This window comes from Fervidicoccus fontis Kam940 (genome assembly GCF_000258425.1).
Classification (GTDB): Archaea; Thermoproteota; Thermoprotei_A; order Sulfolobales; family Fervidicoccaceae; genus Fervidicoccus; species Fervidicoccus fontis.
In genome coordinates, this window is sequence record NC_017461.1 from 680,662 (window position 1) to 704,693 (window position 24,032).

General features: G+C 36.0%; 25 protein-coding genes and 1 tRNA gene. 13 read left to right on the forward strand and 13 right to left on the reverse strand.

The window, feature by feature from the left end; all coding sequences use genetic code 11:
• Positions 1-54: 54 nt before the first annotated feature.
• On the reverse strand, positions 55-834 hold the full coding sequence (locus FFONT_RS03555; RefSeq protein ID WP_148683608.1) for a class I SAM-dependent methyltransferase: 780 nt from the start codon (positions 832-834) through the stop codon (positions 55-57).
• A 2-nt stretch (positions 835-836) separates the two neighbouring features.
• A complete protein-coding gene (gene cysS, locus FFONT_RS03560; protein WP_014557860.1) occupies positions 837-2,264 on the reverse strand; it encodes a cysteine--tRNA ligase in 1,428 nt (475 codons plus the stop codon).
• A 482-nt stretch (positions 2,265-2,746) separates the two neighbouring features.
• On the opposite strand from cysS, the gene albA reads away from it, so the two are divergent.
• Positions 2,747-3,043, forward strand: coding sequence for a DNA-binding protein Alba (albA, locus tag FFONT_RS03565; RefSeq protein ID WP_148683609.1), 297 nt, complete (start codon positions 2,747-2,749; stop codon positions 3,041-3,043).
• Positions 3,044-3,405: 362 nt separating this feature from the next.
• Here albA and FFONT_RS03570 read toward each other — a convergent pair whose 3' ends face one another.
• The gene (locus tag FFONT_RS03570; RefSeq protein ID WP_211206208.1) at positions 3,406-4,362 is read right to left on the reverse strand and encodes a sodium:calcium antiporter; all 957 of its coding nucleotides are present in this window, start codon (positions 4,360-4,362) and stop codon (positions 3,406-3,408) included.
• A gap of 276 nt (positions 4,363-4,638) precedes the next feature.
• Here FFONT_RS03570 and FFONT_RS03575 point away from each other — a divergent pair, with 276 nt between their 5' ends.
• The 7 genes from FFONT_RS03575 (at position 4,639) to FFONT_RS03605 (ending at position 10,521) form a co-directional block, all read left to right on the forward strand.
• Positions 4,639-5,919: a Glu/Leu/Phe/Val family dehydrogenase gene (locus tag FFONT_RS03575; RefSeq protein WP_014557864.1), complete on the forward strand. Its 1,281-nt coding sequence runs from the start codon at positions 4,639-4,641 to the stop codon at positions 5,917-5,919.
• Between the two features lie 92 nt (positions 5,920-6,011).
• Complete coding sequence (locus tag FFONT_RS03580; RefSeq protein WP_148683610.1) at positions 6,012-7,283, forward strand: hypothetical protein; 1,272 nt, start codon at positions 6,012-6,014, stop codon at positions 7,281-7,283.
• Between the two features lie 56 nt (positions 7,284-7,339).
• On the forward strand, positions 7,340-7,927 hold the full coding sequence (locus FFONT_RS03585) for a methyltransferase domain-containing protein (RefSeq protein ID WP_014557866.1): 588 nt from the start codon (positions 7,340-7,342) through the stop codon (positions 7,925-7,927).
• A 372-nt stretch (positions 7,928-8,299) separates the two neighbouring features.
• A complete protein-coding gene (locus FFONT_RS03590) occupies positions 8,300-8,599 on the forward strand; it encodes a glutaredoxin family protein (protein ID WP_014557867.1) in 300 nt (99 codons plus the stop codon).
• Between the two features lie 10 nt (positions 8,600-8,609).
• The gene (locus FFONT_RS03595; protein WP_014557868.1) at positions 8,610-8,792 is read left to right on the forward strand and encodes a hypothetical protein; all 183 of its coding nucleotides are present in this window, start codon (positions 8,610-8,612) and stop codon (positions 8,790-8,792) included.
• A 44-nt stretch (positions 8,793-8,836) separates the two neighbouring features.
• On the forward strand, positions 8,837-9,652 hold the full coding sequence (locus FFONT_RS03600; RefSeq protein ID WP_014557869.1) for an NAD+ synthase: 816 nt from the start codon (positions 8,837-8,839) through the stop codon (positions 9,650-9,652).
• Positions 9,649-10,521 (forward strand): TatD family hydrolase, encoded by an 873-nt coding sequence (locus tag FFONT_RS03605; protein ID WP_014557870.1) that lies wholly within the window; start codon positions 9,649-9,651, stop codon positions 10,519-10,521. Before FFONT_RS03600 ends, FFONT_RS03605 begins: the two co-directional genes overlap by 4 nt.
• On the opposite strand, the gene FFONT_RS03610 is transcribed toward FFONT_RS03605, so the two are convergent.
• Positions 10,518-11,933, reverse strand: a complete 1,416-nt coding sequence (locus FFONT_RS03610; RefSeq protein ID WP_014557871.1) for an acetate--CoA ligase family protein — start codon at positions 11,931-11,933, stop codon at positions 10,518-10,520. The two genes, FFONT_RS03605 and FFONT_RS03610, sit on opposite strands and share 4 nt — an antisense overlap.
• Before the next feature lie 193 nt (positions 11,934-12,126).
• On the opposite strand from FFONT_RS03610, the gene FFONT_RS03615 reads away from it, so the two are divergent.
• Complete coding sequence (locus FFONT_RS03615) at positions 12,127-13,257, forward strand: M24 family metallopeptidase (protein ID WP_014557872.1); 1,131 nt, start codon at positions 12,127-12,129, stop codon at positions 13,255-13,257.
• A 127-nt stretch (positions 13,258-13,384) separates the two neighbouring features.
• Here the strand turns inward: FFONT_RS03615 and FFONT_RS03620 are convergent, their stop codons facing one another.
• Both FFONT_RS03620 and FFONT_RS03625 read right to left on the reverse strand, forming a co-directional pair.
• On the reverse strand, positions 13,385-13,747 hold the full coding sequence (locus tag FFONT_RS03620; protein WP_148683611.1) for a hypothetical protein: 363 nt from the start codon (positions 13,745-13,747) through the stop codon (positions 13,385-13,387).
• Positions 13,748-13,967: 220 nt separating this feature from the next.
• Entirely contained in the window at positions 13,968-14,246 is a 279-nt protein-coding gene (locus FFONT_RS03625; RefSeq protein ID WP_148683612.1) for a 30S ribosomal protein S25e, read from the reverse strand.
• 107 nt (positions 14,247-14,353) lie between these two features.
• Here FFONT_RS03625 and FFONT_RS03630 point away from each other — a divergent pair, with 107 nt between their 5' ends.
• Positions 14,354-14,962, forward strand: a complete 609-nt coding sequence (locus tag FFONT_RS03630) for a metallophosphoesterase family protein (protein WP_158308307.1) — start codon at positions 14,354-14,356, stop codon at positions 14,960-14,962.
• A gap of 23 nt (positions 14,963-14,985) precedes the next feature.
• Entirely contained in the window at positions 14,986-15,603 is a 618-nt protein-coding gene (locus FFONT_RS03635) for an SIR2 family NAD-dependent protein deacylase (protein WP_148683613.1), read from the forward strand.
• A 48-nt stretch (positions 15,604-15,651) separates the two neighbouring features.
• On the opposite strand, the gene FFONT_RS03640 is transcribed toward FFONT_RS03635, so the two are convergent.
• Together FFONT_RS03640 and FFONT_RS03645 are read right to left on the reverse strand one after the other, a co-directional pair.
• A complete protein-coding gene (locus tag FFONT_RS03640) occupies positions 15,652-15,957 on the reverse strand; it encodes a hypothetical protein (RefSeq protein WP_148683614.1) in 306 nt (101 codons plus the stop codon).
• A 27-nt stretch (positions 15,958-15,984) separates the two neighbouring features.
• Positions 15,985-17,091 carry a DUF1512 domain-containing protein gene (locus FFONT_RS03645; RefSeq protein ID WP_014557878.1) on the reverse strand — a complete coding sequence of 369 codons (1,107 nt, stop codon included), beginning with the start codon at positions 17,089-17,091 and terminating at the stop codon, positions 15,985-15,987.
• A gap of 173 nt (positions 17,092-17,264) precedes the next feature.
• On the opposite strand from FFONT_RS03645, the gene FFONT_RS03650 reads away from it, so the two are divergent.
• Positions 17,265-17,347 (forward strand) — tRNA-Leu (locus tag FFONT_RS03650).
• 176 nt (positions 17,348-17,523) lie between these two features.
• Here the strand turns inward: FFONT_RS03650 and FFONT_RS03655 are convergent.
• From FFONT_RS03655 to FFONT_RS03675, 5 genes are all read right to left on the reverse strand, one after another.
• Positions 17,524-17,988, reverse strand: a complete 465-nt coding sequence (locus tag FFONT_RS03655) for a hypothetical protein (protein ID WP_014557879.1) — start codon at positions 17,986-17,988, stop codon at positions 17,524-17,526.
• 73 nt (positions 17,989-18,061) lie between these two features.
• On the reverse strand, positions 18,062-19,138 hold the full coding sequence (locus tag FFONT_RS03660) for an ABC transporter ATP-binding protein (RefSeq protein ID WP_014557880.1): 1,077 nt from the start codon (positions 19,136-19,138) through the stop codon (positions 18,062-18,064).
• Between the two features lie 4 nt (positions 19,139-19,142).
• Positions 19,143-20,957: an ABC transporter permease gene (locus FFONT_RS03665; RefSeq protein WP_014557881.1), complete on the reverse strand. Its 1,815-nt coding sequence runs from the start codon at positions 20,955-20,957 to the stop codon at positions 19,143-19,145.
• Between the two features lie 2 nt (positions 20,958-20,959).
• A complete protein-coding gene (locus FFONT_RS03670; RefSeq protein ID WP_014557882.1) occupies positions 20,960-22,435 on the reverse strand; it encodes an ABC transporter substrate-binding protein in 1,476 nt (491 codons plus the stop codon).
• 59 nt (positions 22,436-22,494) lie between these two features.
• A complete protein-coding gene (locus FFONT_RS03675; RefSeq protein ID WP_014557883.1) occupies positions 22,495-23,085 on the reverse strand; it encodes a UbiX family flavin prenyltransferase in 591 nt (196 codons plus the stop codon).
• Positions 23,086-23,296: 211 nt separating this feature from the next.
• On the opposite strand from FFONT_RS03675, the gene FFONT_RS03680 reads away from it, so the two are divergent.
• Positions 23,297-23,719, forward strand: a complete 423-nt coding sequence (locus FFONT_RS03680; RefSeq protein WP_148683616.1) for a hypothetical protein — start codon at positions 23,297-23,299, stop codon at positions 23,717-23,719.
• Positions 23,720-24,032 lie beyond the last annotated feature (313 nt).

A 24,032-nucleotide genomic window follows, 5' to 3' on the forward strand; every position in this document is an offset into this window, starting at 1 on the left:
TATTAAATTCTTCAAGAAAAGCAAATATATCCTTTAAAAGGTTTGAAGCTAAACTCAACCTTTATGTTGAGAAGAAATTCGGATAGGTTCTTTTAGATGGAGAAGCATAACAGCACCATGTAACATCACATAATACTTACAATGCTTGAAAACTTTCTTAAAAATGAGGTAAATTTCTGCGCTTGATGGAAGTCTAATGTATGTCTTCTTCAGGATTCTGTAAAGTTCAAAGCCATTTTTTCCCATGAGAATCGTTCCAGCAAAAATTGGGAATATTGACATGTAAATTTTCTCCATAAAGTTAGCAATGATCCTTTTTTCATAGGGCTTATTCAAATCTAATATAAATAATTGACCGCTTCTCTTCAGAGTTCTGCTTAGTTCGAGAGCTACAGAAAGATAATTTATTGCGTCTCTATATGCAAAAGATGAAACTTCCAAGTCAAAAGTATCTTCTCTAAAAGGAAGGTGCTCGAAAACCCCCCTTACAAAGTCTACATTATCTAAATCAATGAAGTTCTTTCTAGATGTGTTGATCATCTCCGGCAAAGGATCTAGTCCAATGCAGTAATGCTCCTTTCCGCTTTTTTTCAAGATATATACAAGAGAAGTCCCTGGTCCTGTGCCTGCATCCAATATTCTTAGCGCTTTTCCGTCTTCAATGTTTTCAAAAACGAATTGAAAAAACTTCTCTCTTACGTACTTAAGAGTGAATAGGCTCATTATGTTGTTTGCCTTCTCATATACTCCAACTATTTCACTTAGAGATAAAATTATCTCCTTCCAAAAAGCATTATCATTTTCTGAATTGATTGGCGTTTTCACTCCCACCATTCTTATTTTCTTGTAACTAAGTACTTTGTTTCGCTTCCCTTATCCATTAGCTGTATCCCGATATTCCCAAGCTCACTTCTTATTTTGTCCGCTAGCTCATAGTTGCCTTTTTCTCTGAGCGCTTTCCTTACGTCGATTAAAAGCCTTATGAGGCTTTCAGCGAGCTCAGACTCTCCTTCACTCCTAACTTTTTGAGGAAGAATGTCGAAGACTCTATCTATCTCATCGAATAGAAACTTTAAAGACTGAAAGAGGCTCAAATTTTCACTATTACTGACTTTTTTGTAGTAAATGCTTGTTGCCTCCATCCAATACTTAAATGCCAAAGTAGTGTTAAAATCCTCGCTCATAGCGCGATGGAACTCCCTGTGCAGATTTATAATTTCATTCATAGTTTCGATCTCTTCCTTGCTCAGAGAAAATCTAGGTTTAGCGCTTTTCATCTGATTTTCGATTTCGATGTAGGCAGTAGTGATCCTCTTATAGTTTGCTTCTGCCTGCCTTAATAATTCTTCGTTAAATTCTATCTGATTTCTATAGTGGGCGCTGAGAACCCATAGCCTTATAACTTCAGGTTTGTATTTAGATAGTAGATCTTTCAGGAATACAATGTTACCTAAGCTTTTGCTCATTTTTTCTCCTCTTATAGTCAGCATGCCTGTATGTAACCAGTATCTTACCCACGGTTTAATCCCGAAGAGCGCTTCAGACTGCGCCCTCTCGTTCTCGTGATGAGGAAAGATGAGGTCTCCTCCCCCTCCATGTATGTCTATAGGAACTCCTAAGTATTTAGAAGACATTACACTGCATTCTATATGCCATCCTGGTCTGCCATATCCCCAAGGGCTCTCCCAATATGGCTCTCCTTCCTTCATCTTCTTCCACAATGCAAAGTCGAAGGGATTTTTCTTTTCCTTTATAACTTCCTCTTCCTGCCTCCAATTTTCTCCACCTGTCTTCTTTGAAAGCTCTCCGTAAGCATCATATTTGCTCACATCAAAATACACACTTCCGTTTGACTCATATGCATATCCCTTTTCTATCAGCCTTTTCACAGCATCAATAATATCTTCAATATGATGCGTAACCCTTGGAAGAATGTCTGGCTCAATTCTCAGTTTCTCTATGGCATTTATATAATCTTCTGTATAGAAATCTGCGATCTCCTTCCAGCTCTTTCCCTCCTGATTCGCCCTTTTTATTATCTTATCATCAATATCTGTTACGTTTTGGACATGAATCACCTTGTAGCCTCTTAGCTGGAAGTATTTTTTAATCGCATCAAAAGAAATATAAGTTCGGGCATGACCGATATGGGAGTAATCGTATACTGTTGGACCGCACACGTACATTTTCACAATTCCTTCTTCACTCGAAACGAACTCTTCGATCTGTCTGGTCAAGGTATTATAAATCTTGATTTTCGGCATCAATTTTGAACAGTCCTCGTAAGAAATTTTTTTCCAAAGCTAAAATAATTAATCTTTATATTTTGTAGATAGAAAAGTTGTTTATAAAAAGTTTCTTCATTCATTTGATATGGAAACATTCCTAAATTTGTTTGGAAACCCGCTATTCTTTTGAATGATTCTCACTTCTTCCCTGTCCTTAAGGTTTAGGTCTTGCGCAATGATTTGTCATCTTGGGGCTATATACCTCGGAAAAGATTAATGCTATTTCTGGCTTTGCTAAATTTTCTCGATAATACAATAACCAAGATCTTCAGAAGGTTAAATTGTTCAAAATTTAAAAGAATAAGTTTAAAAAGTAGTAAAGACTTATAAATGTCAGAATTAAATAAATTCAAACAAGAGTGATGACAGAGCTAACCTTAGGGGTTAGCTCGGAACCGTCAGTAAATTGTTGGAATACAAAAATTCCTAAAACGGAAAATATTAAAAAGGTGGAAAACATGGCAACCCAAGGAACTACCCCAAGTAATGTAATATTAGTTGGTAAAAAACCAGTTATGAACTACGTAATGGCTGTATTAGCCCTCCTCAACCAAGGCGTTGACGAGGTAATAGTAAAAGCAAGAGGGAGGGCTATTAGCAAAGCTGTAGACGCTGTAGAAATAATAAGAAATAAACTACTAGCAGAAAAAGTAGAAGTAAAAGACATAAAAATAGGAAGCCAAGTAGTTCAAGGACAGGATAGAACAAGCAGAGTCAGCACAATAGAAATTACATTAAAACTAGGAAGAAAATAAGCACGAAAAATAAAGACTAAAAATACAGTTTTTTGTTTTTTATATTTTTAACAACCCAAAGTCTTAATAAATGAAAACCTCGTCTTTAAGCGGGGATGGGGTAAAGTTTTAAATATTTCTTCACAAAATGAATTTGGGATGTTCCCCGCTATGAAGGATGTTTAATATATCCCATACATTAATGAGATGCATGAGATGGGGGAGCAGTGAGCCTCCCGAACCTTCAGAGAAGGGCGGAGGCGCAAAACCCTCAGCTAAGCGCTGGAAGCTCCGCCATTTAATGGCGGGGTAGCTCACAATGCTCTGTTACTCTTAGAAATATAACATAGTCAAGAGATAATAGATTCATCTGGCTTTTAATACTAAAAAAGGACATCAATCACGTACCAAATATATCCCGCTAGTCCTATTGGAGCAGTAACTCCAAAATAGCCAAAATAAATAGCTATAGCTTCTATTGGAGAAATAATCAGCGCGATTGCCAAAGCTGATACGGATGAATAAGATAATTCATATATATTCAAAATAAGTGCTATAGCTGGATAAAAGGTTCCGAATAATGCTTTTTCGCCGATTATCACGCTAATCCCTTCGCTATCCCTTCCTTTAATTACAAAAATAAGCCCTACTATAAATTCTGGGATAATCCCAGCTAACGGTGTAATGATCACTGAAAGCGCACTCTGATCTAATCCATATTCCTGCCCCAAAGAAAAAATTCCATTTACTATGAGCTCACCACCCACATACAAAAGCACTATTGACACAAATACCTGCAGTATGGAATTCTTCAAAGAGAGATTCCTTCTCTCGACTTCCACTTCACTCGTCTTAAGAGATTTTTTAGCATAGACGAAATAAATTAAAAGAAGAGCTACACCGTAAATTCTCCCTAACAATCCATATTTTTCAGGATGGAGAAAAATTATTGGAAGCAGAGGAAGTGTAAATATTAATAAAGGGATTGCGACGCTTCTGTCCACATGCAAGATTCTGCTACTTCTCTTTCCCAAATAGTATCCTAAAAAAGCAGCGATGACAATTACCGGATATACAATCGTGCTGGCCATAAATGGCTGGGAAACTATCGATCCCCAAAAAATTCTATACTTTCCCTCAAATAAAGCGATGAGGAGAATAGCAAGCTCAGGTGCAGAAGTAAATATGGGAGCCAATATCATTGATATTCCTATAGATGACTTCTTAAACCTCCAGCTGATCCAGTCTACAAGTTGTTCTACAAGCATGCCTGCATATATAGAAACTAGGACTCCTATGCTCGTCTCTGCAATCGTCCAAACTGAGCTTCCGTTAATCAATTTTGATCTCTCTTTTTTATTTTTCTGAAAGAATAAAAAGTTAACGTTGAGAATGAAATTAATAATGAACAAAAATAACTTCTTTAAAAATTTTTAAAACAAAGCTATAAGATAAAAAAAAGAAACAACTACAAGAAAAAATAAAACAATCATATCTAAAAAAATATAAATTACTATGATTTTAAATAAATGGTATTATAATGTTTTTTAGTAAACAAAAATTTTTTAACCCAAAATAAAAAAAATAATACATTGCGAAAAAATTTATCGTGTTTAATGGTGATGAATTTGTCAAAATATTTTGAATGGGAATTAGGAGTTTTAAAAGAAGCAGTAAACCTTGCTGGATTACCTAGCGAGGTTTTTGACTACCTAAGCAAGCCAGATAGAATTATTCAAGTTAAGATTCCATTAAGACTTGACAATGGCAAACTAGTCGTATTTGAGGGTTATAGAGTCCAACACAACAATGCGCTTGGACCTTATAAAGGAGGAATAAGATATCATCCAGAAGTTACATTGGAGACCGACATGGCGCTAGCTCTTGGCATGACACTTAAGAACTCTCTTGCGGGAATTCCTTATGGAGGAGGCAAAGGCGCAGTAAAGGTTGATCCTTCTAAGCTCAGCATGAGGGAGCTTGAAGCTTTAAGCAGAACGTATGTTAGAGGGATTTACAAATTAATCGGTCCAGAAGAGGATATACCAGCACCTGACGTTAATACTAATCCACAGATAATGGCTTGGATGGTAGATGAATATAGCAAATTAACTGGAAAGAACGTGCCAGCTGTATTTACTGCAAAACCGCCAGAGCTTTGGGGCAACCCCGTGAGAATTTATTCTACTGGATATGGAGTTGCTGTTATGGCAAAAGAAGCGGCAGACCTATGGATGGGAGGATTAAAAGACAAGAAAGTTGCAGTGCATGGCTTCGGAAATGTTGGTAGCTATGCAGCCTACTGGATTTCAAAGTTCGGAGCAAAAGTTATAGCTATTAGTAATGCATATGGAAGCGTATATGACCCAGAGGGAATTGATGTGGAACTCGCTTTAAAATCTCCAGAGATCTTAAAAGATGTAAGAAACTATCCAAGAGGTCAAAAATCCAACGATCCTGATACAATACTATATACAGATGTTGACATATTGCTTCCATGTAGCTTAGAAAATGTTATAACGGCCGAAAAAGCTAAGAACATAAAAGCTAAACTTATCGTCGAAGGTGCAAACGGTCCAACAACTCCTGATGCAGAAAAGATTCTCTATTCAAGAAAGGATTTCGTTGCAGTAATTCCAGACATTCTTGCAAATGCAGGAGGAGTAATAATGTCTTACCTCGAGTGGGTGGAGAACTTGCAGTGGTACTTCTGGGATGAGGAAGAAACTAGGCAGAAACTTAGCTCAATAATGAGCAACAACTTCAATAGGACTAACATATACTGGAATAAACTAAGAGAGAGACATCCAGAGAGATTAGTTACTATGAGAGATGCAGCATTCGCTCTTGCGGTAGAAAGAGTTTACACTGCAATGAAGCTCAGAGGATGGATCTAATTTTTCAATCTTTTTTAAATTTTTATTAACTTTTTTCTTTTTAAAAAGAATTGTCTTTCGGTTAAAAAAGAGTACAAATGAGGTTATTGTTTTTGGAAAAAAAGGAATTATTAGTTGCCATAGCATTGCTCTCCTTGATTTTTCTGACAGCTACAGCAAGCATAATGCATGCTGAACAGACTTCCTCTTATGTTAAATTTTTCGTTTATGGAGAAACGAGATGTCCTTATTGCATGCATCAGATTTCTTTCTTTAATACTACTTTTTCTCAGAACTACTATTTCTGCGATATATCATCAAACACCACATGTCTGACAAATTTTGCAAATTGGCTTAGATTCTCTAACATGTCTTTATCCGTTCCTCAAACTTTTGTGATATATAATAATACCAATTTGCTTGCAATCGTTATTGGAGATGTTGAAAATACCACATTTTGGAATTTGTTCCTTTCCTCACCCCCAAATCAAACAGGCTTTCCCGTTTATGTAGCAACTGATACAGGTGAAGTTTTAGCAGGGTATGTAAATGCAAATACACAACAACAAGAGTATATCATCTATAGATTCATCCTAGGACAAAACGTCACATTTACTACAACATCGACTCTAACGAATACGACAACTGCGCCCGCTAACACTACAACTTCGATTACAAATACTACAATTCCTAATTCATACCAATATTCGGGTAATTCTTTCATTGCAACTCTAGTCTCTTTGGCTGCTAGTGATGCCGTTAACATTTGTATAATATCTGTATATAGCTTGCTAATAGTTACAATAGCAGTAAATAAATCGAGAAAGCGAGCAGCAATTTCAGGCCTTGGATTTGCATTAGGAATATTCACAGGCTATTTAGCTCTTGGGCTAGGACTTCTGAAGGTAATATCATCTTTAGGGACTTTACCCTCAACAATTGCTAGATACATTTTAGCATTTTACGGAATTATATTGATAATATATTCCGCATATTCTTATTTAACTCAGAAAAGGAACTGTATAATATGTAAAGAAAATGAGGGTAAAAATAATAAGTCCTTCTTAAACATAAAGAGCTGGATGAATAAAAGTCCTGCGTTGCACTACATTCTCGGTCTAATTTTATCAATTTCACTCATACCATGCTCTGCAGGACCATATATAGTTTTTATTTTGCTACTATCTACTGTAAGCGGAATGCTGACAAAAATATTATATCTACTTATATATGATATAATATTTGTTGCCCCTCTCCTAATACTCCTTGAAATTATAGTGCTTACATTGAAAAAGGTTAATGAAAGAAAAGTTGCTATTGTGAGAGAGTTGGTCTTTATAATAGCTGGACTCTTATTGATAGTTTTAGCAATAAGACCTATCTAGCTAATCAACGCTTTTTTAATTTAATAAAATTGCAGAAAAAGATTATGTGATGATCATTGAAAAGGGTAAGACTTTTTCTATCTGATGTTAGAAGAAAGCTTCTCTATATTTACCTCTCTCTGATTTACAGAATATATCCTGCTAGCCCAAAATTTGAAGAATACAGAATAGCAAAAAATGAAGCAGAGCTGAACAATTGTCGTAAGATTCTCGATATCGGTTGCGGTAAAGGAAATTTTGGTAAAATACTAGACAACTTTGAAATGTATATTGGAGTTGATGTTTTGAACATTTTTGATAAAGATGATAAAAGAGAATATATAAGATCCTCCATGGATAGCCTACCATTTCGCGAGGGATTCTTTTTTGACTGTTCTTTTTTCATAAACTCTATTTTCTACTCAAATTCTTGGAAAAACTCACTTACTGAAGCAAAAAAATACAGCAAAAAAATTGTGCTGATTGACATAGACAAGACATATCCACACATATTCTTTCTTGACCTGTTAGAGGGAAGAATAAGGAAAAGACCTAGCGATATAGTAAAAGAGCTTCCACAAGGGGTTAAAGTCGTAATGCAAAAAAGTGGAGAAACATTTATGATCCTTATAGAAAACTTAAACACTGATTATCGTGACAATTAGAAATGAATGTATAGATATTTCAAAAAAGCCTAGACAAAGTGTTTTGAGTTTCATAAAGGTTTATAGGGGCTGATATTGATTATCTGATTTGAGATAGAAAACATGCTCCTCAAATACTGTGCGCGTGAAAGCTCCAAAGCTACATGCAGAACCAAGAAGGGATGCAGGGGAATAGAAATGATAGGATGATATTGATCTATGAACTTATATGAGACCTGAACCCCTTGTTATTTTATCTCATAGACAATTCTTTGAAAACATTACATTAATTAAAAAGAAAACTTTTCTGGATAGAATCAAAGTTACATTCTTATGCCCATTGATCCTTAAAAATATTATTTTTTAAAAAAATAATGATAGAGAGATGTAGAGATGGAAGAAAAGAGAAAGCTTGTTGTTTACGGTTTAAAAGGCTGCAGTCCTTGTGAAAGAGCTTTTTTATTTCTCAAAAAAGCAGGAATAGAGTTTGAGTATGTAGAAATTAGCAATTGTGATGATGCTAATATTGAGGAGGTTCTCTTTTATGAGGACGGAGAGGCTCTTCTTCCATTAATATTAGATAAAAAAACCGAATCGATCTTGATCGGATGCCCTAAAAGCTATGAAAGATTTATTGAAGAGCTTAGAAAGAGTATAAAAATATATGCTATTAATGATAAACAAAAAACATAGGTATTGGAAAATGGCAGAAAAGGGCAAAGAAAAAGAAGTTTGGATCGAGGAAAAAATAAAGATTCTAGATGAAAAGTACAAAAATGCAAGTGAAGAAATAGATGACCTCTTCCAAAGTACACTAAACGAGTTTGAACATCTGCTGAAAAGTAAAGGAAAAGAGTATAGTGAAAAGCTTAAAGAGAGGAAGTGAAAAATTACATATCATCTTAAAAAGACTTTTACAAGTGGTTCTAGATGTCAGATGACTTTGCATTTTTGGAAAAAATGGATTACATAAAAGTGGATGGGGCAATCAGTTCTTGCATAAAAAATTATTTAGAAAGAAGCAATGCTTCTGGATATGTAATCGGATTGAGCGGCGGACTAGATTCAACTGTCACATTATATATGCTTGTAAGATCCGTAGGGAGAGAAAAGGTTTTTGGTCTAATAATGCCAGAAATTGAAAGCAATTTGGAAGATATCAATGATGCTATTTACATTGCTGAAAAATTAGGAATAAAATATAGCGTTTTAGATATAACCAATGTGGTAAGATCTGCTCTTGATCTCTTTGGAGAAAGTTACGAAACGGCTGATAAGAAAGCTAAAGGTAATTTAAAGGCAAGAGCCAGAATGATGATCCTCTATTATTTTGCAAACAAAAACAATTACTTAGTTGCTGCAACTAGCGATAAAAGCGAATATCTTCTCGGGTATTTTACGAAGTGGGGTGACGGAGCTGGAGACATTTATCCCATCGCAAATCTTTATAAAACACAAGTTAGGCAACTTGCTCTTTACCTCGGGGTGCCGGAAAAAATCTCTTATAAGCCGAGTAGCCCTGGACTATGGCCTGGGCAGAAAGCTACTGATGAGTTAAAATATGACTATTCAATTCTGGACAAAATAATTTTTCTATTGGTAGAGAAGCAGGAGACTGTAGAAAACGTAAGCAAAATGCTGAACATTGAAAAATCTGATGTAGAAAATATTTGGAATACAATTTTAAAGAACTCTCATAAGAGAATACCACTTAATTCTTGCACCGTATCAGGTGTTAGAGAATGAATGAGGAAAAACTCATTTTTTCAGATTCTCATGCTCACAACAATCCTATAAAGGGAATAGGAGCGAAGAAGATCGCGGAAAAGTTCAGGGAAAATAACGGATGGTTTATAGCATTTTTAAATAATCCGGCTTGGGATTACTCTGATTCTTATATTTTTGATGTTGACGAGTATCTTAAGCTGGTCAACCTTCATATGAGAGATTGCAAATCCGCAACTGAAACTGGTTTGAAGGTAAAATGTTTCGCCGGGATCCACCCAGCAGAAATTGACAAGCTTGCAGAGTATGGGCTCCCTACATTAAAGGTGAGAGATTTCGCATTAAAAACAATCGAGAAAATTTTCGATATGTGCAAAGAAGGGTTATTGGATGGAATCGGGGAAATTGGAAGGCAACACTACAAGATCAGGATGGACGTTGCTGTTATAACTCAGGAAATTTTGGAGAGCTCCTTTACGTTCGCAAAAGACTATGGATGCAAGATTCAACTGCATTTGGAAAACATAAAGGGATTTACCGTAGAAAATATCGCTTCTTTAGCATACAAAACCGGTTTAAAAAGTGACCAGTTCTTGATACATCATGCTACCTCAAGCATTGTTGAAGAAGCAAAAAACAGGAGGGTATGGACGACTTATCCGGGAATCATAGAGGGCTTGAAATCCCTTTTTACTACAATAAGAAACCCTGAATATGTACTTATTGAAAGTGACTACGTAGACTCTAAGAAAGAGGGAGGGAGGATCACATATCCTTGGAATCTTCCAGACATCCAGCTATCTCTCCTGGAAAAAGGAGACGTAAGCAAATATTTCTTAGAAAAAATTAATATTGATAATGTTGAAAGTTTTTTTGATGTAAAATATTAGATTTTCAGATTAGCCTTCCCTATAATTTTTGAATACTTATACAATGCTGCCATCGAGCTTATTGCCTTTTCTGGTATTGGATATACTGGAACGCCGTTTTCCTCAAGGATCTCTGTTCCCATCTTTGTCTTTTCTCCCCCTAGCATCACAACGTTTACAGGCTTCCTGCTCTTATTGTATTCCTTCAATGTCTTCGCTATGCCGTTTGCCAATTCAACTGGATCGAGAAATGCAACTTCGCCGTACATGACTGTAATTCCTGAAACTAATTCGCTTTCTAGAGCGACCTTTATAGCCTCTATGTAGTTCTGGACATTTGACTGTCCAGTTAAATCTACCGGATTGTTAGGAGATCCGAACCATGGCATGGTCTTTCTAAATTCTTTCTTCAGCTCTTCAGGAACTTCCAAGAGCGGTAGACCATTAAACTCTGAAGCATCGGTAGCCATTACTCCCATCCCTCCTCCATTGGTAATAATGACAAAACCCTTTCCGTTAATTTCAAAGCTCTCCGAAAATGCCATCATCTTTGCCCAATTGAAAAGCTGCTCTACATCGCTTGCTCTAAGCACACCCGCTTGCTTTAATGCTGAATCATAAACAGCATCGCTTCCTGCTAAACTTCCTGTATGGCTCGCAACTGCTCTCGTTCCCCTCTCCGATCTTCCTGCCTTCAGCGCAATAACAGGCTTTTTCTTTGTAATCTCGCTGAATACTTCTATAAACTCATGTCCCTTCCCAGTTCCCAATCCTTCAAGGTAAAGACCTATAACCTTTGTGTTCTCGTCTTTCTCAAAGAACTTCGCCAGATCAATTGCATCTATATCTGTCATGTTCCCCATACTCACTATAGAAGATAGGCCGATCTTTTCCATTGAAGTCCAATGCATTAAAGCTATTCCTAAAGCTCCACTCTGCGTCAAAAACGCAATTTTTCCCTTATGAATATGCTCGGCGCCGAATGTTGCATTAAGGTTCATAGGAGTATAAACTACACCGAAAACGTTAGGACCTAAAATTCTTATTCCGTACTTTTTCGCAATATTAACGACTTTTTCTTCTAAGTCAGCCCTTCCTACTTCCTTAAATCCAGATGCTATAATTGTTGCTACCTTTACTCCTTTTTTCCCAGCTTCTTCTATAATCTCTGGCACTTTCTCTGCAGGTATGGCGACAACTATATGTTCTACCTCATCAGGTATATCCAAGAGAGATGGGTAAGATGGAACTCCCAATATTTCCTTAGCTGAAGGGTTGACAGCATATATTTTTCCATTGAATTTATTTTTCACTAAATTTGACAGAATAACTCCTCCTATTTTCTCCAAATTCCTACTAGCTCCGACTACTGCTATAGATTTTGGCTTAAACAGTTTTTCGATTATCAAATTATCGTTATTATTATTTGACATTGATATCTCCTCATTGGTATTTTACATTTTAAAATAAAAATTAAAAGGGATTAAATAACTAACTAGTATCAATAGTATTTTTAAATTATTAAATTTTCAGTTCAAGTAGTTTATCAAAGACAAGTCATCATTAAAAAAAGGTTATATTGAAAAAATATTAAAAATTGTTTGTTATCTTTTACTGCATCATGAGGTGAGAAAAATAAGCAGTTCTATTTATGAGAGAGACATATTTCTTAAAAAACTGAAAAAGATCGAAGAAATAGCCCAGGAGAAAGGGATTAGTAAGATAGTTTTAATGAACGACACAAATATCCGTTACTTAACAGGCTTAGAATTAAGCGGAGCTGCAATTTTAGACTTCGTCAATAAGGAGCATACGATTATCATTCCATTTATGGAAAATTGGAAGATCAAGAAACTTTTTGGAGGATATTTCAGGGTTATAGGGGTAACTAGATATGATTTCGGACTAGAAGAAGGGGTAGAAAAATTCATAGGAAGCATAAATGAAGCGGTAGCCAAGTTTTTAATAGAAAGCGACAAAATAGGTATCGATTTAGATTTAAATAAGAGCAGTGATAGCAATATAAAATCTAAAGTTAAATCTGTCGTTCAAATAAACGACGAAATGATCAGAGTTAGGAGGACTAAGCTTCCTGAAGAGATAGACCTAATTAAAAAAGCAGTCGAGATCACAGAGAAAGCTCTTTCACAAACGATTGAAAATCTAAGGAATGGAATGAGGGAAAAAGAAATTTATAGTGAGCATATATGCCAACTTTATAAATCTGGTGCTGAATATTTAGCTTTCGACCCAATTGTAGCTATAACAGAAAACGCTTCAAACCCCCATGCCATTAGCGGAAATAGAGAATTGAAGGCGGATGATATCCTTCTTATAGACACCGGCGCTAAATTTGGAGGCTATGCTTCAGATATGACGAGAACTATTATACCTGAAAAGGGGGAATTCAAAAAATATATAGAATTGCTTGAAGAAGCATACTTCTCTTCCCTCGATGCCTTAAAAACTGGTGCAGGTGCTAAAGAAATAGACGGTATTGCAAGAAATATTCTAAAAAAATATGGATTGGAAAAGTATTTTATTCATTCATTAGGACATGGAGTTGGTATTGATGTGCATGAGGCTCCCAACATAGGACCGACTAGTAACGAGGTATTTATGGAAAATGAAGTAGTGGCAATAGAGCCAGGAATTTATTTCCCCGAAAAAATTGGCTTTAGGTTAGAGAATACAGTTATTGTTGGAAAGAATGGGGCTATTCCATTGAACTCATTAGAATTCGTTATACAGCGTTAAAAATATATTTAGTTTTTCTCTCCATTGATACTTTTCTTTTTCATCGCATCATAAATGTAATTTCTAGCTCTCGTTGAAGAGATCCTTTGAACTCATTAGAATTCGTTATACAGCGTTAAAAATATATTTAGTTTTTCTCTCCATTGATACTTTTCTTTTTCATCGCATCATAAATGTAATTTCTAGCTCTCGTTGAAGAGATCCTTCTCTTGTTTTCCAGCTCCTCAATTATTTCTGGCGTCAGCGTCTCAGGATCTGCATAGGTTGTCCTATTCAATTGCACAAGTCTTTCTTCGCTTACTAACTGCCTAAGTGCCCTTCTAAGTCTGTCCTCACCTATTATAGCACTAAAATGCTCTCTCAGTTGTTGCCATGTAAGTGGTCTCTGTTTCTTCTTGAAGAGATCCATTATGAGCTCTGGAATCTCGTCGTCGTGAGGGCCAACCTCAACTACGACTTCCTCATCTTCATATATTTCTTTTAGCTTCATTTTTCTCACCCTCCTTTTAATTAAATTTATATATACTCTCTTATATATGTTTTTTTCATATTTTTTATATACTGTGTATATTTTTGCGCAAAACTTTACTTCATATTTGACAGCAATTAATTATAATGAAATCTTTTTATTTATAAAGGTTATCATTTTTTTAAAAAGTTTTTAACAAGTTTTTAAATTATAAATAAATACAAATCTCTAAAACTTCTATTTAAACCTTATCTGCAGGAACATATATGGGAGCTCTACGATTCTGGACTATTGTCTTAAGAGTGCCTTTTTCGGCGAGCATTTTCAGTATCTTCTTAGATGTGCTTATTGAAACGCTGAGTTTCTGAGATAGCATAAATGGAGTTATATATTCGACTTGCTTCAATTCCCTCTCCGCTCTCTTTAATAGCTCATCTGGAACGGAAACATTCATTTCAGCTTGCTCTGTCATAGTTCTTGCTTTAGGCTTTTCCTCTCCTCCCTCTCTCTTTTTTGGCATAGCATTGATCACCTTTTTATCTTATAATAAAACAATGTGGGTTTATTAGTTTTTAAGAAATAAAAAATTCAAATAAGAATTTAGCTTTATTAATGAGTGTGAAATGGATGAAATTGCTTCAGATAGGCGACATACACTGTTCTTTAAAGAATTTAAAAAGACTTTTAGAATTGAGAGATGAATTAGAATATGAAATTGCAATTGTACATGGAGATTTAGAATGCGACGGAGAGATAGTTGATCTGTTAGAGAAGCTATCTGATAAAATACTTTTCGTTCCCGGAAACATGGATGATGTCGGGTTAATAAAGATATTTACAGAGAAAAGCTATAACATTGACTCTAAGCTCGTAAAGCTGGGAGAATATTACTTTTTAGGCATTGGTGGGCAGAACTTTTACTCTTCGTATACCTATGCTCTGAAAAAACTCGAAGAAATGAAAGAGAAGAGGAACCTTGTGATCGTTTCCCACCACCCTCCAATTACACAAAATACGGATGTATCATTTGGAGGGATACATATAGGTTTGCCAGAGCTAACAGAAATAGACGAAAAATACTCCCCACTGGCTCACCTTCACGGACATGTTCATGAGTCGCCTGGAATAGATTACATAGGAGATACTTTGGTGGTAAATGCAGGTTCTCTAATGCATGGAAATTTTGCTATTGTAGATATAAAAAACAGAAAGGCTGAAATCAAAAAAATCGTTTAGAAACACGAAGAGTGGTGGGCTATTTGAATCCAACTAATATAAAAGATCATCTAAAGGGAAAAGTTTTGAGCGTAGTATCATCGATATATATGCCAAATAGTTGTATAGATTTTGTGTTGAATCCTTCGGAACAAAATTCTGCAATTTGCTTCAATGACCTTTTTGAGTATTATGATAAGGAGAAAGTAGGTCTCTTATCCGAGCTCGTTCAAAATTATAAGGTAAATAGAATAGTAGAGCTTACTCCAGCAGGATGGATATGGCCTGAAAACATTGCTATTTACATTCATGGAAGGTTCTATGAGTTGAAATGTGAAAGCGATAAAGAGATGATAGAGATTACTAAGGATAATTTAAATAAAATTGAAAAATGCAGAGGTAAAAGGATAATACCTGTTTTTTCAAGAGGTGATGAGGAAAAAATCATTTATAGCTCTATAAGGTCAATAATGTCCTCTGAGCTATTATTAGTATTAGGAAAAGTGGATATAATTTCTCCTGGGTCTTATTTACCTTGGATCGCGAAAAATTTTGGAGGCATTTACATAGTTGAGATAAACCAGGAAAATAGCGAAGTTGATAAGTTCGCAGATTTAAAACTTAACTTGAGCCCAATCGACTTCTTAAAAAGTATCTTGTAATCCGAACCAACCGAAACTGATTTTTAGTAAAAACTATTGAAGATATTTCTACTTTTTGCTTTTATTTATTTCCTTTTTAACTTCAAAAATACTAGTTATGACGCTCTGACCACTGTTTTCACATTCTCCTAAAATTTTCCCTACATAATCTCCTTTCTGGAAAGCCCTTTCGGTTGTTTGCCCTGTGCTAGTGCATGTTATTACGGTTTTTACTTCGACCTCTTCCTGAGTTTTTTTAGGTGACATCTGAATCATCGCATAGTAAAATAAAGCGAGAGTCGCCGCGAGGAGCACAAGTGTAAGTATACCTTGTACTTCTGGAGAAAAAATTGATGTCCCGCTAGAAAATTGCATCGCGAATACCATCTGTATTCAACCTCATTATCTTATTCCACAGCTGTTTCCTATACCTGCAATTATTATTATGCTGTCTTCCGGTATATTTTTAACTAGCTCCTTAATTCTCTCTGTAACTTTATCTATAGCATCGACTATTTCCTTCTTCATAGTTAAAATTGCTTCTTCCATGCTCATTTTAACTATTATTGCATGGAGCGGAATGCCATAATTAGCAGCTGCCCTTTCTATCCTGATCTTTTCAGGACCTACGTCTCCTATAGCCGCTCCTGCTCCCTCCGTTACCTCTCCAGTAGGCTCTCCCTCAAGCTTTAGAGCTGCATCTACAGTTATTATCATACCGACTTTTTTGCCCTCCTCATTAACCAGCTTATTCAATAAGGACTCAACAGCGAAGCCAGGATGCCCAACGTTGCTTTCGGGACCACTTGCCTTTATTAGATAAGCTTTCCTATTCTCAATGATTGTCTCAAAGTAAACGGTATCTTTCACGATTTCAACAGGCTGTGCATTCGGTCCTGCTAGTTTAAATACCGTTAATGGACCTGCGCCATCTCCTACAGGCTTTCCTTCTAAAAATACATCTAACGCCTTACTATATGCTTCAGCCTGCTTAATGAGCATTGGCAAGATCATTTCCAGTTGCATAATAAGTATCCAATTGTTTGTCTTCTGTCCAGTTATTAAATAATGTCTTACATATTTAAACACAAGCGTTAAGGCAGATGCGATTTCCAGAGCTGTAACTGCAATGCTCTTTTCAACTTTGCTTGCCTTTGGGACTACTTGTTCGAGCAATCCTTCTATTCTATCCTCTCTTGTCTTAAATAAAATATCCATTCTCTTAATTATGTCCGTAGGTTCTACGTTTACTGGATCGATTACAAAGTAGTTGATACCCCTCTCAACGACAGGCTCAGGCTTCTCCAACCCTAAACCTTTAAGGAAGTTTATAGTTTTATTCTGTGAATCAAGCGCCATTTTTTCCAATATATTAAGTTTAAGCTTAATATTTCTCGAGGAAATATATATCTGGAACCTTTGGTTAAATCCCAAAAATAGAAGTAAGAATACTATTAAAAACGCAAGCTGGGATATTGCATTGATCCAGTCAGTAATTGTTGAGGACAAATCTATTACACTCTCTACTCTTTTTACTAAAAACTTTCTTCAATACGTTAATAAAACTAATCATTATGTTTTTCAAGTATAGCTATAACCAAATGAACTAAATTACAGTGCTTTCTGGAGGGCCTTAATAGGAAAAAATAAAATACTTTCTGCTAATATGAAATATTTAGAAGGCGGGGGTGCCCGAGCGGACCAAGGGGGCGGACTCAAGATCCGTTGGCGCAGGCCAGCGTGGGTTCAAATCCCACCCCCCGCATCTTTCTTTTGCTATGGAGTTAACTACATGAGTTGCTTCTTAGAATTTTAAATTTAAATTAAATTTGTAATATAATTAAGAATAAAACTGACGATTTTCCTGATCAAGTCTATTATATGAATAATGATTTATCGGATAATGGTTAAAATCTAAAATTTAAATCCGTATTACCGCTCTTAGTTCCCTGTTTGAGGGTTTTCGGTCTCTGTATATAGTTCTAGATTTTTTAATGCCTCCATAACAGAATCCATTATTTGGTCTAGTTCTCTTGGATCCCTACCTTTCTGCTTGTAGCTCCTTTTGATTATATTTTCCACTATTTTATAGCTTTTGTACTTTTCATTGAGCGTTTTCCATTGAATCCCCTTCAGTAGTTCAGCGACATCTTCTTTATATGGCACAATACCCTTTAGCATCAAAAATGAAACTATCGGATAACCCATATATCCTTTATAGAAAGTTCCATTATCATTTGAATTTGCTATCTTCTTTTCCAAGTCGAGGTATACCTTATATTCTCTAGTGCCATCAGAAGATTTTACAATTGCATTCTTATCGTCTATTATAGTTATCCTTTTATCTCCAATAGTAGATAGGGCTTCAAGAACTTTAATTCTTGGAGGAAGTAAAAGCCTCTTCAAACCACAGACATCTCCTTATAATATTAATTTATCTTCTCAAGTAAATAAAAAACTTTTAATTGAAAAAGCACCTTCAATCCGCCTTGAAAGCAAGAGTTCTCTCGACTGGGATCTGAAGACCTACAGTATCTCCGACTTCTAATTTATAATCAGAAGGAATCAATGTATATAAGAATACATTTTCACCGATTTCTACTTTTAACTCCTGCATCGTTCCTGTAAACATCTTAAATACCACTTTTCCCTTAACAATGTTGAATTCGGAAATTTTTTCCTTCCTCTCATATGGAATGATATGTTCAGGCCTTATTAGTATCCTTATCCTTTCTCCTTTAGCAAATGTCACGCCCTCCTCAGCTTTAGAGATCTTAATTTTTGTTCCTTTATCTAAAGATGCAATATCATCGCCTTCATATATTGCTTCAATGATATTAGGCTTTCCAAAGAAAGAGGCGACAAATATATTCTTTGGACTAAAGTATACTTCTTCTGGAGTCCCTACCTGCAGTACCTTTCCGGCATTCATTACAGCTAGCCTATCGGAAATGCTCATTGCCTCTTCTTGATCGTGAGTGACATATATCGTCGTTATTTTTAGCTCTCTCTGTATTCTCTTTATTTCCTCTCTCATTTCAACCCTCAACTTAGCATCCAAATTACTTAATGGCTCATCAAGAAGCAAAAGCCTAGGCTTAATTACTAAAGCTCTAGCGAGTGCAACTCTTTGTTGCTGACCTCCAGAAAGCTGATTCGGGTACCTCTTTTCCATTCCCTTAAGCTTCACCAGCTCCAAAACTTCTGTAACCCTCTTATTTATCTCTTCTTTAGAAACTTTTCTGACCTTCAGCCCATAAGCCACATTTTCGAATACGGTCATATGGGGCCAAAGAGCGTAGTTTTGAAATACCATTGCAGTACCTCTTTCATAAGGCTTTTTATATGTTACATCTTCATCTCCAAAAAATATCTTTCCTTCGTCAGGAATTTCAAAGCCAGCAATCAGCCTCAAGGTCGTAGTCTTTCCGCAACCGCTAGGTCCAAGGAGAGTGAAGAATTCCCCCTCGTTAATAGTTAAGTTTAAGTTATCTACTGCTATGACCTTCGACTTTTCGTAAGTTTTCTTCAGCTCTTTCAGTTCTACTTTGACCACTCACTTACACCCCAATGAAAGCATAGCTCTGCTTGAAAACTAGTGTAATAATTATGATAACAATTATTTGAAGAAGCATTAAAAGAACTCCTAATGCGGCGGCTAAATTAGTTCCATCTATCCTTCCGCTTACAATCAGATCAAGCATCACCATAGTTATAGGACCCTTATGATTGGGGCTCGAAACATCTCCCCCTAGGCCACCTATAGTAATGCTCACGCTTGTTTCACCCATACAATAAACGAAAGTTATCATAGCACCACTTGTAATATTTAAAATTATAAGTGGGATTACTATTGAAGCTAAAGTTCTAGCTCTGCTGGCCCCAAGGTTAATGCTTGCTTCTTCCAATGACAAATGCGTTTGTTGTAGTCCTGCATAAATGCTCCTAGAAGTAAATGGTAATCTTCTTACTGAATAAGCAAGGATAAGCGGTATTGCAGGATTATATATGGGATCCAAGAGGGTGTTTGGGAACACGTCATGGAAAAAGAAGAAATAACCAAACGCTACAACTAAGCCAGGTATTGCTAAAGCGATTGTTGAAAGGTAGTCTAACAGAGATATACCTGGGAGCTTAACTCGCGCAACCACATAGCTTATACTGAGCCCTAACAAAATTATAATTGCGACCGCGGCAGTGGAGTATACTAAGCTATTTATTATACCTCGATAAACTCCCGGTATAGAAAAAAGCTGGAAGAAGTAGTTTAGTGTGAAGCCTTGAGGAAGAGGTGACTGGGACCATTGCTTGCTAAAAGCGAGCATCGCAACACCTATTTGAGGTGAAATTGTAACCAAAACAAGGGGAAAAACAAACAAATATACTAAAATCTTTCCTTTCAATCTCAATTTTCTTTCCCTCGGTGCTGCCCTTCCTCCTTTACTAACCATTGCATACTGTCTTAAACTTACCTGCCTTCTGATGCTTATAAAAAGGACTAAAGATATAAGCAACATGGTCAATGCCAATGCTCCAGCTACCGGATTTCCAATGCCGACGCTCATGCCTTGAAAGTACGAATATATTTGATATGAAAGGACGTCTCTGAAGCCAAATATTAAGGGGGCACCGACATCTTCTATACTGAATATAAAAACCAGAACCGCACCTGCAGCCAATCCAGGAAAGCTCAACGGAAATGTCACGCTCCTAAATAGCTTAAAACCCTTTGCTCCCAGATTTTCGGCCTGCTCTTCTAGCGAAGGATCTATGTTCATCATTGAAGAGTATACGTTGAGGTAAACTATTGGGTAAAAAGTTATCGCTTGTGCTATAATTATACCTGCGATATCGCTAAAAGAGAGCCTTACATCTTGATTTAAAATATGAGAAAGAATCCAGCTCAAAGTATTTACTCCAAAGCTGGGACCTATAAACTTCTTCATTACATACGTATTAATGAAGGGAGTCATCAGAAGAGGGACAATTGCTAGTATTCTGAGCAAAGTTTTAAGAGGAAAAGAATATCTTGCAAGTACAAATGCCACAAGTAACCCTATAAATATGGAAATCACAGTCACAAAGATCGCAATAATTATAGAATTCAGTATAATTCCATATGAAACACCACTTATCTTTATGAAAGTTGTTGAACCGAATTTATTTACAGATATTGCAGTGCCTATAGGATGCAAATTTATATATTGAGGCTGGAGAAAGAGGCTAAAGTTGAAATTTCTCACAGAAGCAAAAATTGAAACTATTGGGAGAATCATGAACAAAATAAGATAAGAATATGAAAAAAATATTTGTGAAATCAGGAGCCTGTCTAGCTCAAACTTCAGGCTCCTGAAGCCTTTAAAGTCAATATTCAACTTTATCCTCCTAGTTGTCTCACTTCTTGCAAGACATTTGTATACTTCTGCGTCGCTAAATTCGTCCAGGTGTTCATCAAAGAGTTAATGTCAACTTTGCCTGACTGGACCGCACTGTTAAGCTGTATTGCTTCATTCATTGTAAATGTGGTTTGATTGCCGGTAATGGGATCTGTGAATACTATTGGCGATGTAAGCTGATTCTCTAGGTTCATAAATGTTGTTATATTAATTCTTCCATTGATATATGCGTTGACAAGTGCAAGCCATGCCTGCTGCAATGCTTGATTGGGGTTGACTAAAACGGCCTTAAAGTAGCTCAATGTCACATTTTCATAGCTTAAAACAAGAGAGTCATTGAAATTAATTGATTGTGTATGGAGTATTGACTGGTAAACCTTATATAGATCCTGTCTTGCTTGCCCAGCTGATGTGTTAAAGACTGCTGGATTTGCAGGCAATCTATTAACATTTGGATTCAACCATATCTGCTGTCCATCGGTGAGCACCCAGGCAATAAAGGCCTGTGCCTCTGTTGGATGCTTTGAAGTGGCGAATAGAGCTATCGGATCTCCGTTGATAATAGTCTCATTAGCAGGAGCGATGTAGACACAGGAAGGATTCTGATACTGAGCAATATATCCGTAAAAGTCGATCGTTATTCCGACAACCCTTTCTCCTCTAATTACTGAATCTCTTACATCGGAGCTCGCAGATCCGGAGGATGAGATATATGCATTTGCAGCCATTAAGGTAAGGAGCTTCCATCCTTGATCCCAGCCGTATTTTGTCAAAATTATCTCATAAATTCTCGCGTTGCTTGTGCTTACGGTTGGATCTGCCATTGCAAGAGGAGCATTTCCTGTTTCGGCATAAACTCTAGCGAAGTTTAATGAAGCTAGATCCTGCCAGCTTTGAGGTATAGGTAGACCATACTGCTTTGCGAGTTGAGTATTAACAGTAAATCCAAAAGATGAAATAGCAGCGGCTACCCAGTATATGTTTCCATTGCTGTCTACCCTCTTCATCGGCACTCCTGCAATAGAATTTGGAATTTGGCTTGCCGCATTAAGGGCAATAGTTGTGTTTAAAGGCGCCAACAGATTGTATGAATACATCGAATCAAAAAGCGTAGGTCCCCCTCCCCACCCAACATCAACGTTCTTAGCAGTAGCCGTAGATGCCCATAAGTTTTCTGGGACTGATAAAAATTGGAGGTCTACGATGTTGTATTGCTTAGCTATAGAAGAGTTCAAGAAGGTGCTTCTCGCTAAATCGGTGATAACACTCGGATGCCTTGTAAGAATAGTAAGAGTCACTCCGCTTGCAGAAGTATTAGTCTGAGTAATTGCGGTTGTAGTTGTTGTAGTGCTCGTACCTTTACTTGACTCATATGCGTAATATGCTGCAACTCCTATAACAATTAGTATTATTATTATGCCCACAACTGCTAGAGTAGAAATTGCTTTCTTGTTCATATTTAACCACTAAATTAAAAATAAGCAAAAATTTCCTTTTAAATCTTTTTAACTCAAAGCTAAAAGCTGTTTTCTTTCCCCCACCTTTCATAGAGGTCGTTCTCGATTCCCAACGCATCTAGGATCTTTCCTACTATAAAATTCACGATATCGTCTATGCCCTTAGGCTTATGATAGAAAGCAGGCATTGCAGGAAGTATAATAGCACCAGCCTTTGCCAGCTCGACCATCGCATTAAGTTCTATCAAGCCCAAAGGAGTTTCTCTCGGCACAACAACCAATTTCTTTTTCATCCTGAGAAAAGCTAATGCTGCTCTAACTACAAGATTATCAGAAATCCCATATGAAATTTGGGATAGAGTTTTCACGCTACATGGAACTATAACCATAGCGTCTCCTATATTGCTAGAACTAGCTAAAGGGCTCATGAAGTCTTTTTCCTTATAGATTTTTATTTTATCACTATGTTTTTTTGAAATACCTACAAGAAATTCCTCTAGAGAAACCCCCTCTTCCAGCTTAGAAACGAGATTTGCATGTTCTGTATAAATAATTTCCATATTGTAACTTTTTTCAACTAATACTTCTATCAGTTTTTTTCCATATATAATTCCGCTTGCTCCGGTAAGCGCAACTACTATTCTCTTCATATTTCTTCCTCACAAATTAACATTAATTAAGCAAGTAATTAAATTCAATTGTTTTCCAAAATTAAAAACTCTATTCATTTATTGTCTCGGCCTAAAAGCGTAATACTGAAAAGAAACTATTTTTGGAAAAAACTGCTTGGAAAATAACAAGTATAAAAGAAACATTTATAATGTTAAAAAATAAAAATAATACATAAATAGGTATAAAACTATGACATGCCAGACACATGTAAAATTTTTGCTTTTGCCCCTGATACTAGCCTCATTAATTTTAGCTTCAATTATATATGCATCTCAAGCAACCGGCAATCTATCAACAATTGTCCAAAATACAACCTTCAATTCAGAAAATTTGTTTGTATTATGCTATAGCGTGAACAGCGATTCTATAGCTATTCAAATAAAAAATGAAGATAATAAAGAATCTGTAGAAACGTTCGATGTAATTTTCATAAACACTCGCAATGAAACCATCGCTACATTAAACGGAATAAATTTAACTCTCTCACCTGGAGAAACAAAGGTTATACAAATCTCAAATGTGCCATTTAGCTTAAATCAAAATGTCGTTTTTCCAAAAGTTGTTGAAATTAGCAGTAATGAATACGAAATTCAAGTACCAGTAAACAGTTGAATCGAATTTGTTGAATATCTTCTAGTTTTTAATGGTACAACTTTGATTTTGTCCATTAAAGCGAAAATCCTTGATATTTGTAACAGGTATCATAATGCTTATCTTTTTAAATTTAATATCTTGTTGGTAATCAATTTAGACATATACTATAAACGATTAAATACATAATAATTACCTATGATAAAAGTTAATTTTTATACCCAGCAAATGAATGATTTAAGATTTAATAGATGCTGGAACAATATCCTAAATTTAGATGTGTCTCTTTAGAATATGACATAAGTATGATGAGAAATGCACGTACAGAGCTAAG

What these genes read in the sequence shown, in the direction of transcription:
- FFONT_RS03555 (WP_148683608.1), bottom strand. Translation starts at nt 834, where the DNA reads ATGGTGGGAGTGAAAACGCCAATCAATTCAGAAAATGATAATGCTTTT.
- cysS (WP_014557860.1), bottom strand. Translation starts at nt 2,264, where the DNA reads ATGCCGAAAATCAAGATTTATAATACCTTGACCAGACAGATCGAAGAG.
- albA (WP_148683609.1), top strand. Translation starts at nt 2,747, where the DNA reads ATGGCAACCCAAGGAACTACCCCAAGTAATGTAATATTAGTTGGTAAA.
- FFONT_RS03575 (WP_014557864.1), top strand. Translation starts at nt 4,639, where the DNA reads ATGGTGATGAATTTGTCAAAATATTTTGAATGGGAATTAGGAGTTTTA.
- FFONT_RS03590 (WP_014557867.1), top strand. Translation starts at nt 8,300, where the DNA reads ATGGAAGAAAAGAGAAAGCTTGTTGTTTACGGTTTAAAAGGCTGCAGT.
- FFONT_RS03595 (WP_014557868.1), top strand. Translation starts at nt 8,610, where the DNA reads ATGGCAGAAAAGGGCAAAGAAAAAGAAGTTTGGATCGAGGAAAAAATA.
- FFONT_RS03600 (WP_014557869.1), top strand. Translation starts at nt 8,837, where the DNA reads ATGTCAGATGACTTTGCATTTTTGGAAAAAATGGATTACATAAAAGTG.
- FFONT_RS03605 (WP_014557870.1), top strand. Translation starts at nt 9,649, where the DNA reads ATGAATGAGGAAAAACTCATTTTTTCAGATTCTCATGCTCACAACAAT.
- FFONT_RS03610 (WP_014557871.1), bottom strand. Translation starts at nt 11,933, where the DNA reads ATGTCAAATAATAATAACGATAATTTGATAATCGAAAAACTGTTTAAG.
- FFONT_RS03620 (WP_148683611.1), bottom strand. Translation starts at nt 13,747, where the DNA reads ATGAAGCTAAAAGAAATATATGAAGATGAGGAAGTCGTAGTTGAGGTT.
- FFONT_RS03625 (WP_148683612.1), bottom strand. Translation starts at nt 14,246, where the DNA reads ATGCCAAAAAAGAGAGAGGGAGGAGAGGAAAAGCCTAAAGCAAGAACT.
- FFONT_RS03630 (WP_158308307.1), top strand. Translation starts at nt 14,354, where the DNA reads ATGAAATTGCTTCAGATAGGCGACATACACTGTTCTTTAAAGAATTTA.
- FFONT_RS03640 (WP_148683614.1), bottom strand. Translation starts at nt 15,957, where the DNA reads ATGCAATTTTCTAGCGGGACATCAATTTTTTCTCCAGAAGTACAAGGT.
- FFONT_RS03670 (WP_014557882.1), bottom strand. Translation starts at nt 22,435, where the DNA reads ATGAACAAGAAAGCAATTTCTACTCTAGCAGTTGTGGGCATAATAATA.
- FFONT_RS03675 (WP_014557883.1), bottom strand. Translation starts at nt 23,085, where the DNA reads ATGAAGAGAATAGTAGTTGCGCTTACCGGAGCAAGCGGAATTATATAT.
- FFONT_RS03680 (WP_148683616.1), top strand. Translation starts at nt 23,297, where the DNA reads ATGACATGCCAGACACATGTAAAATTTTTGCTTTTGCCCCTGATACTA.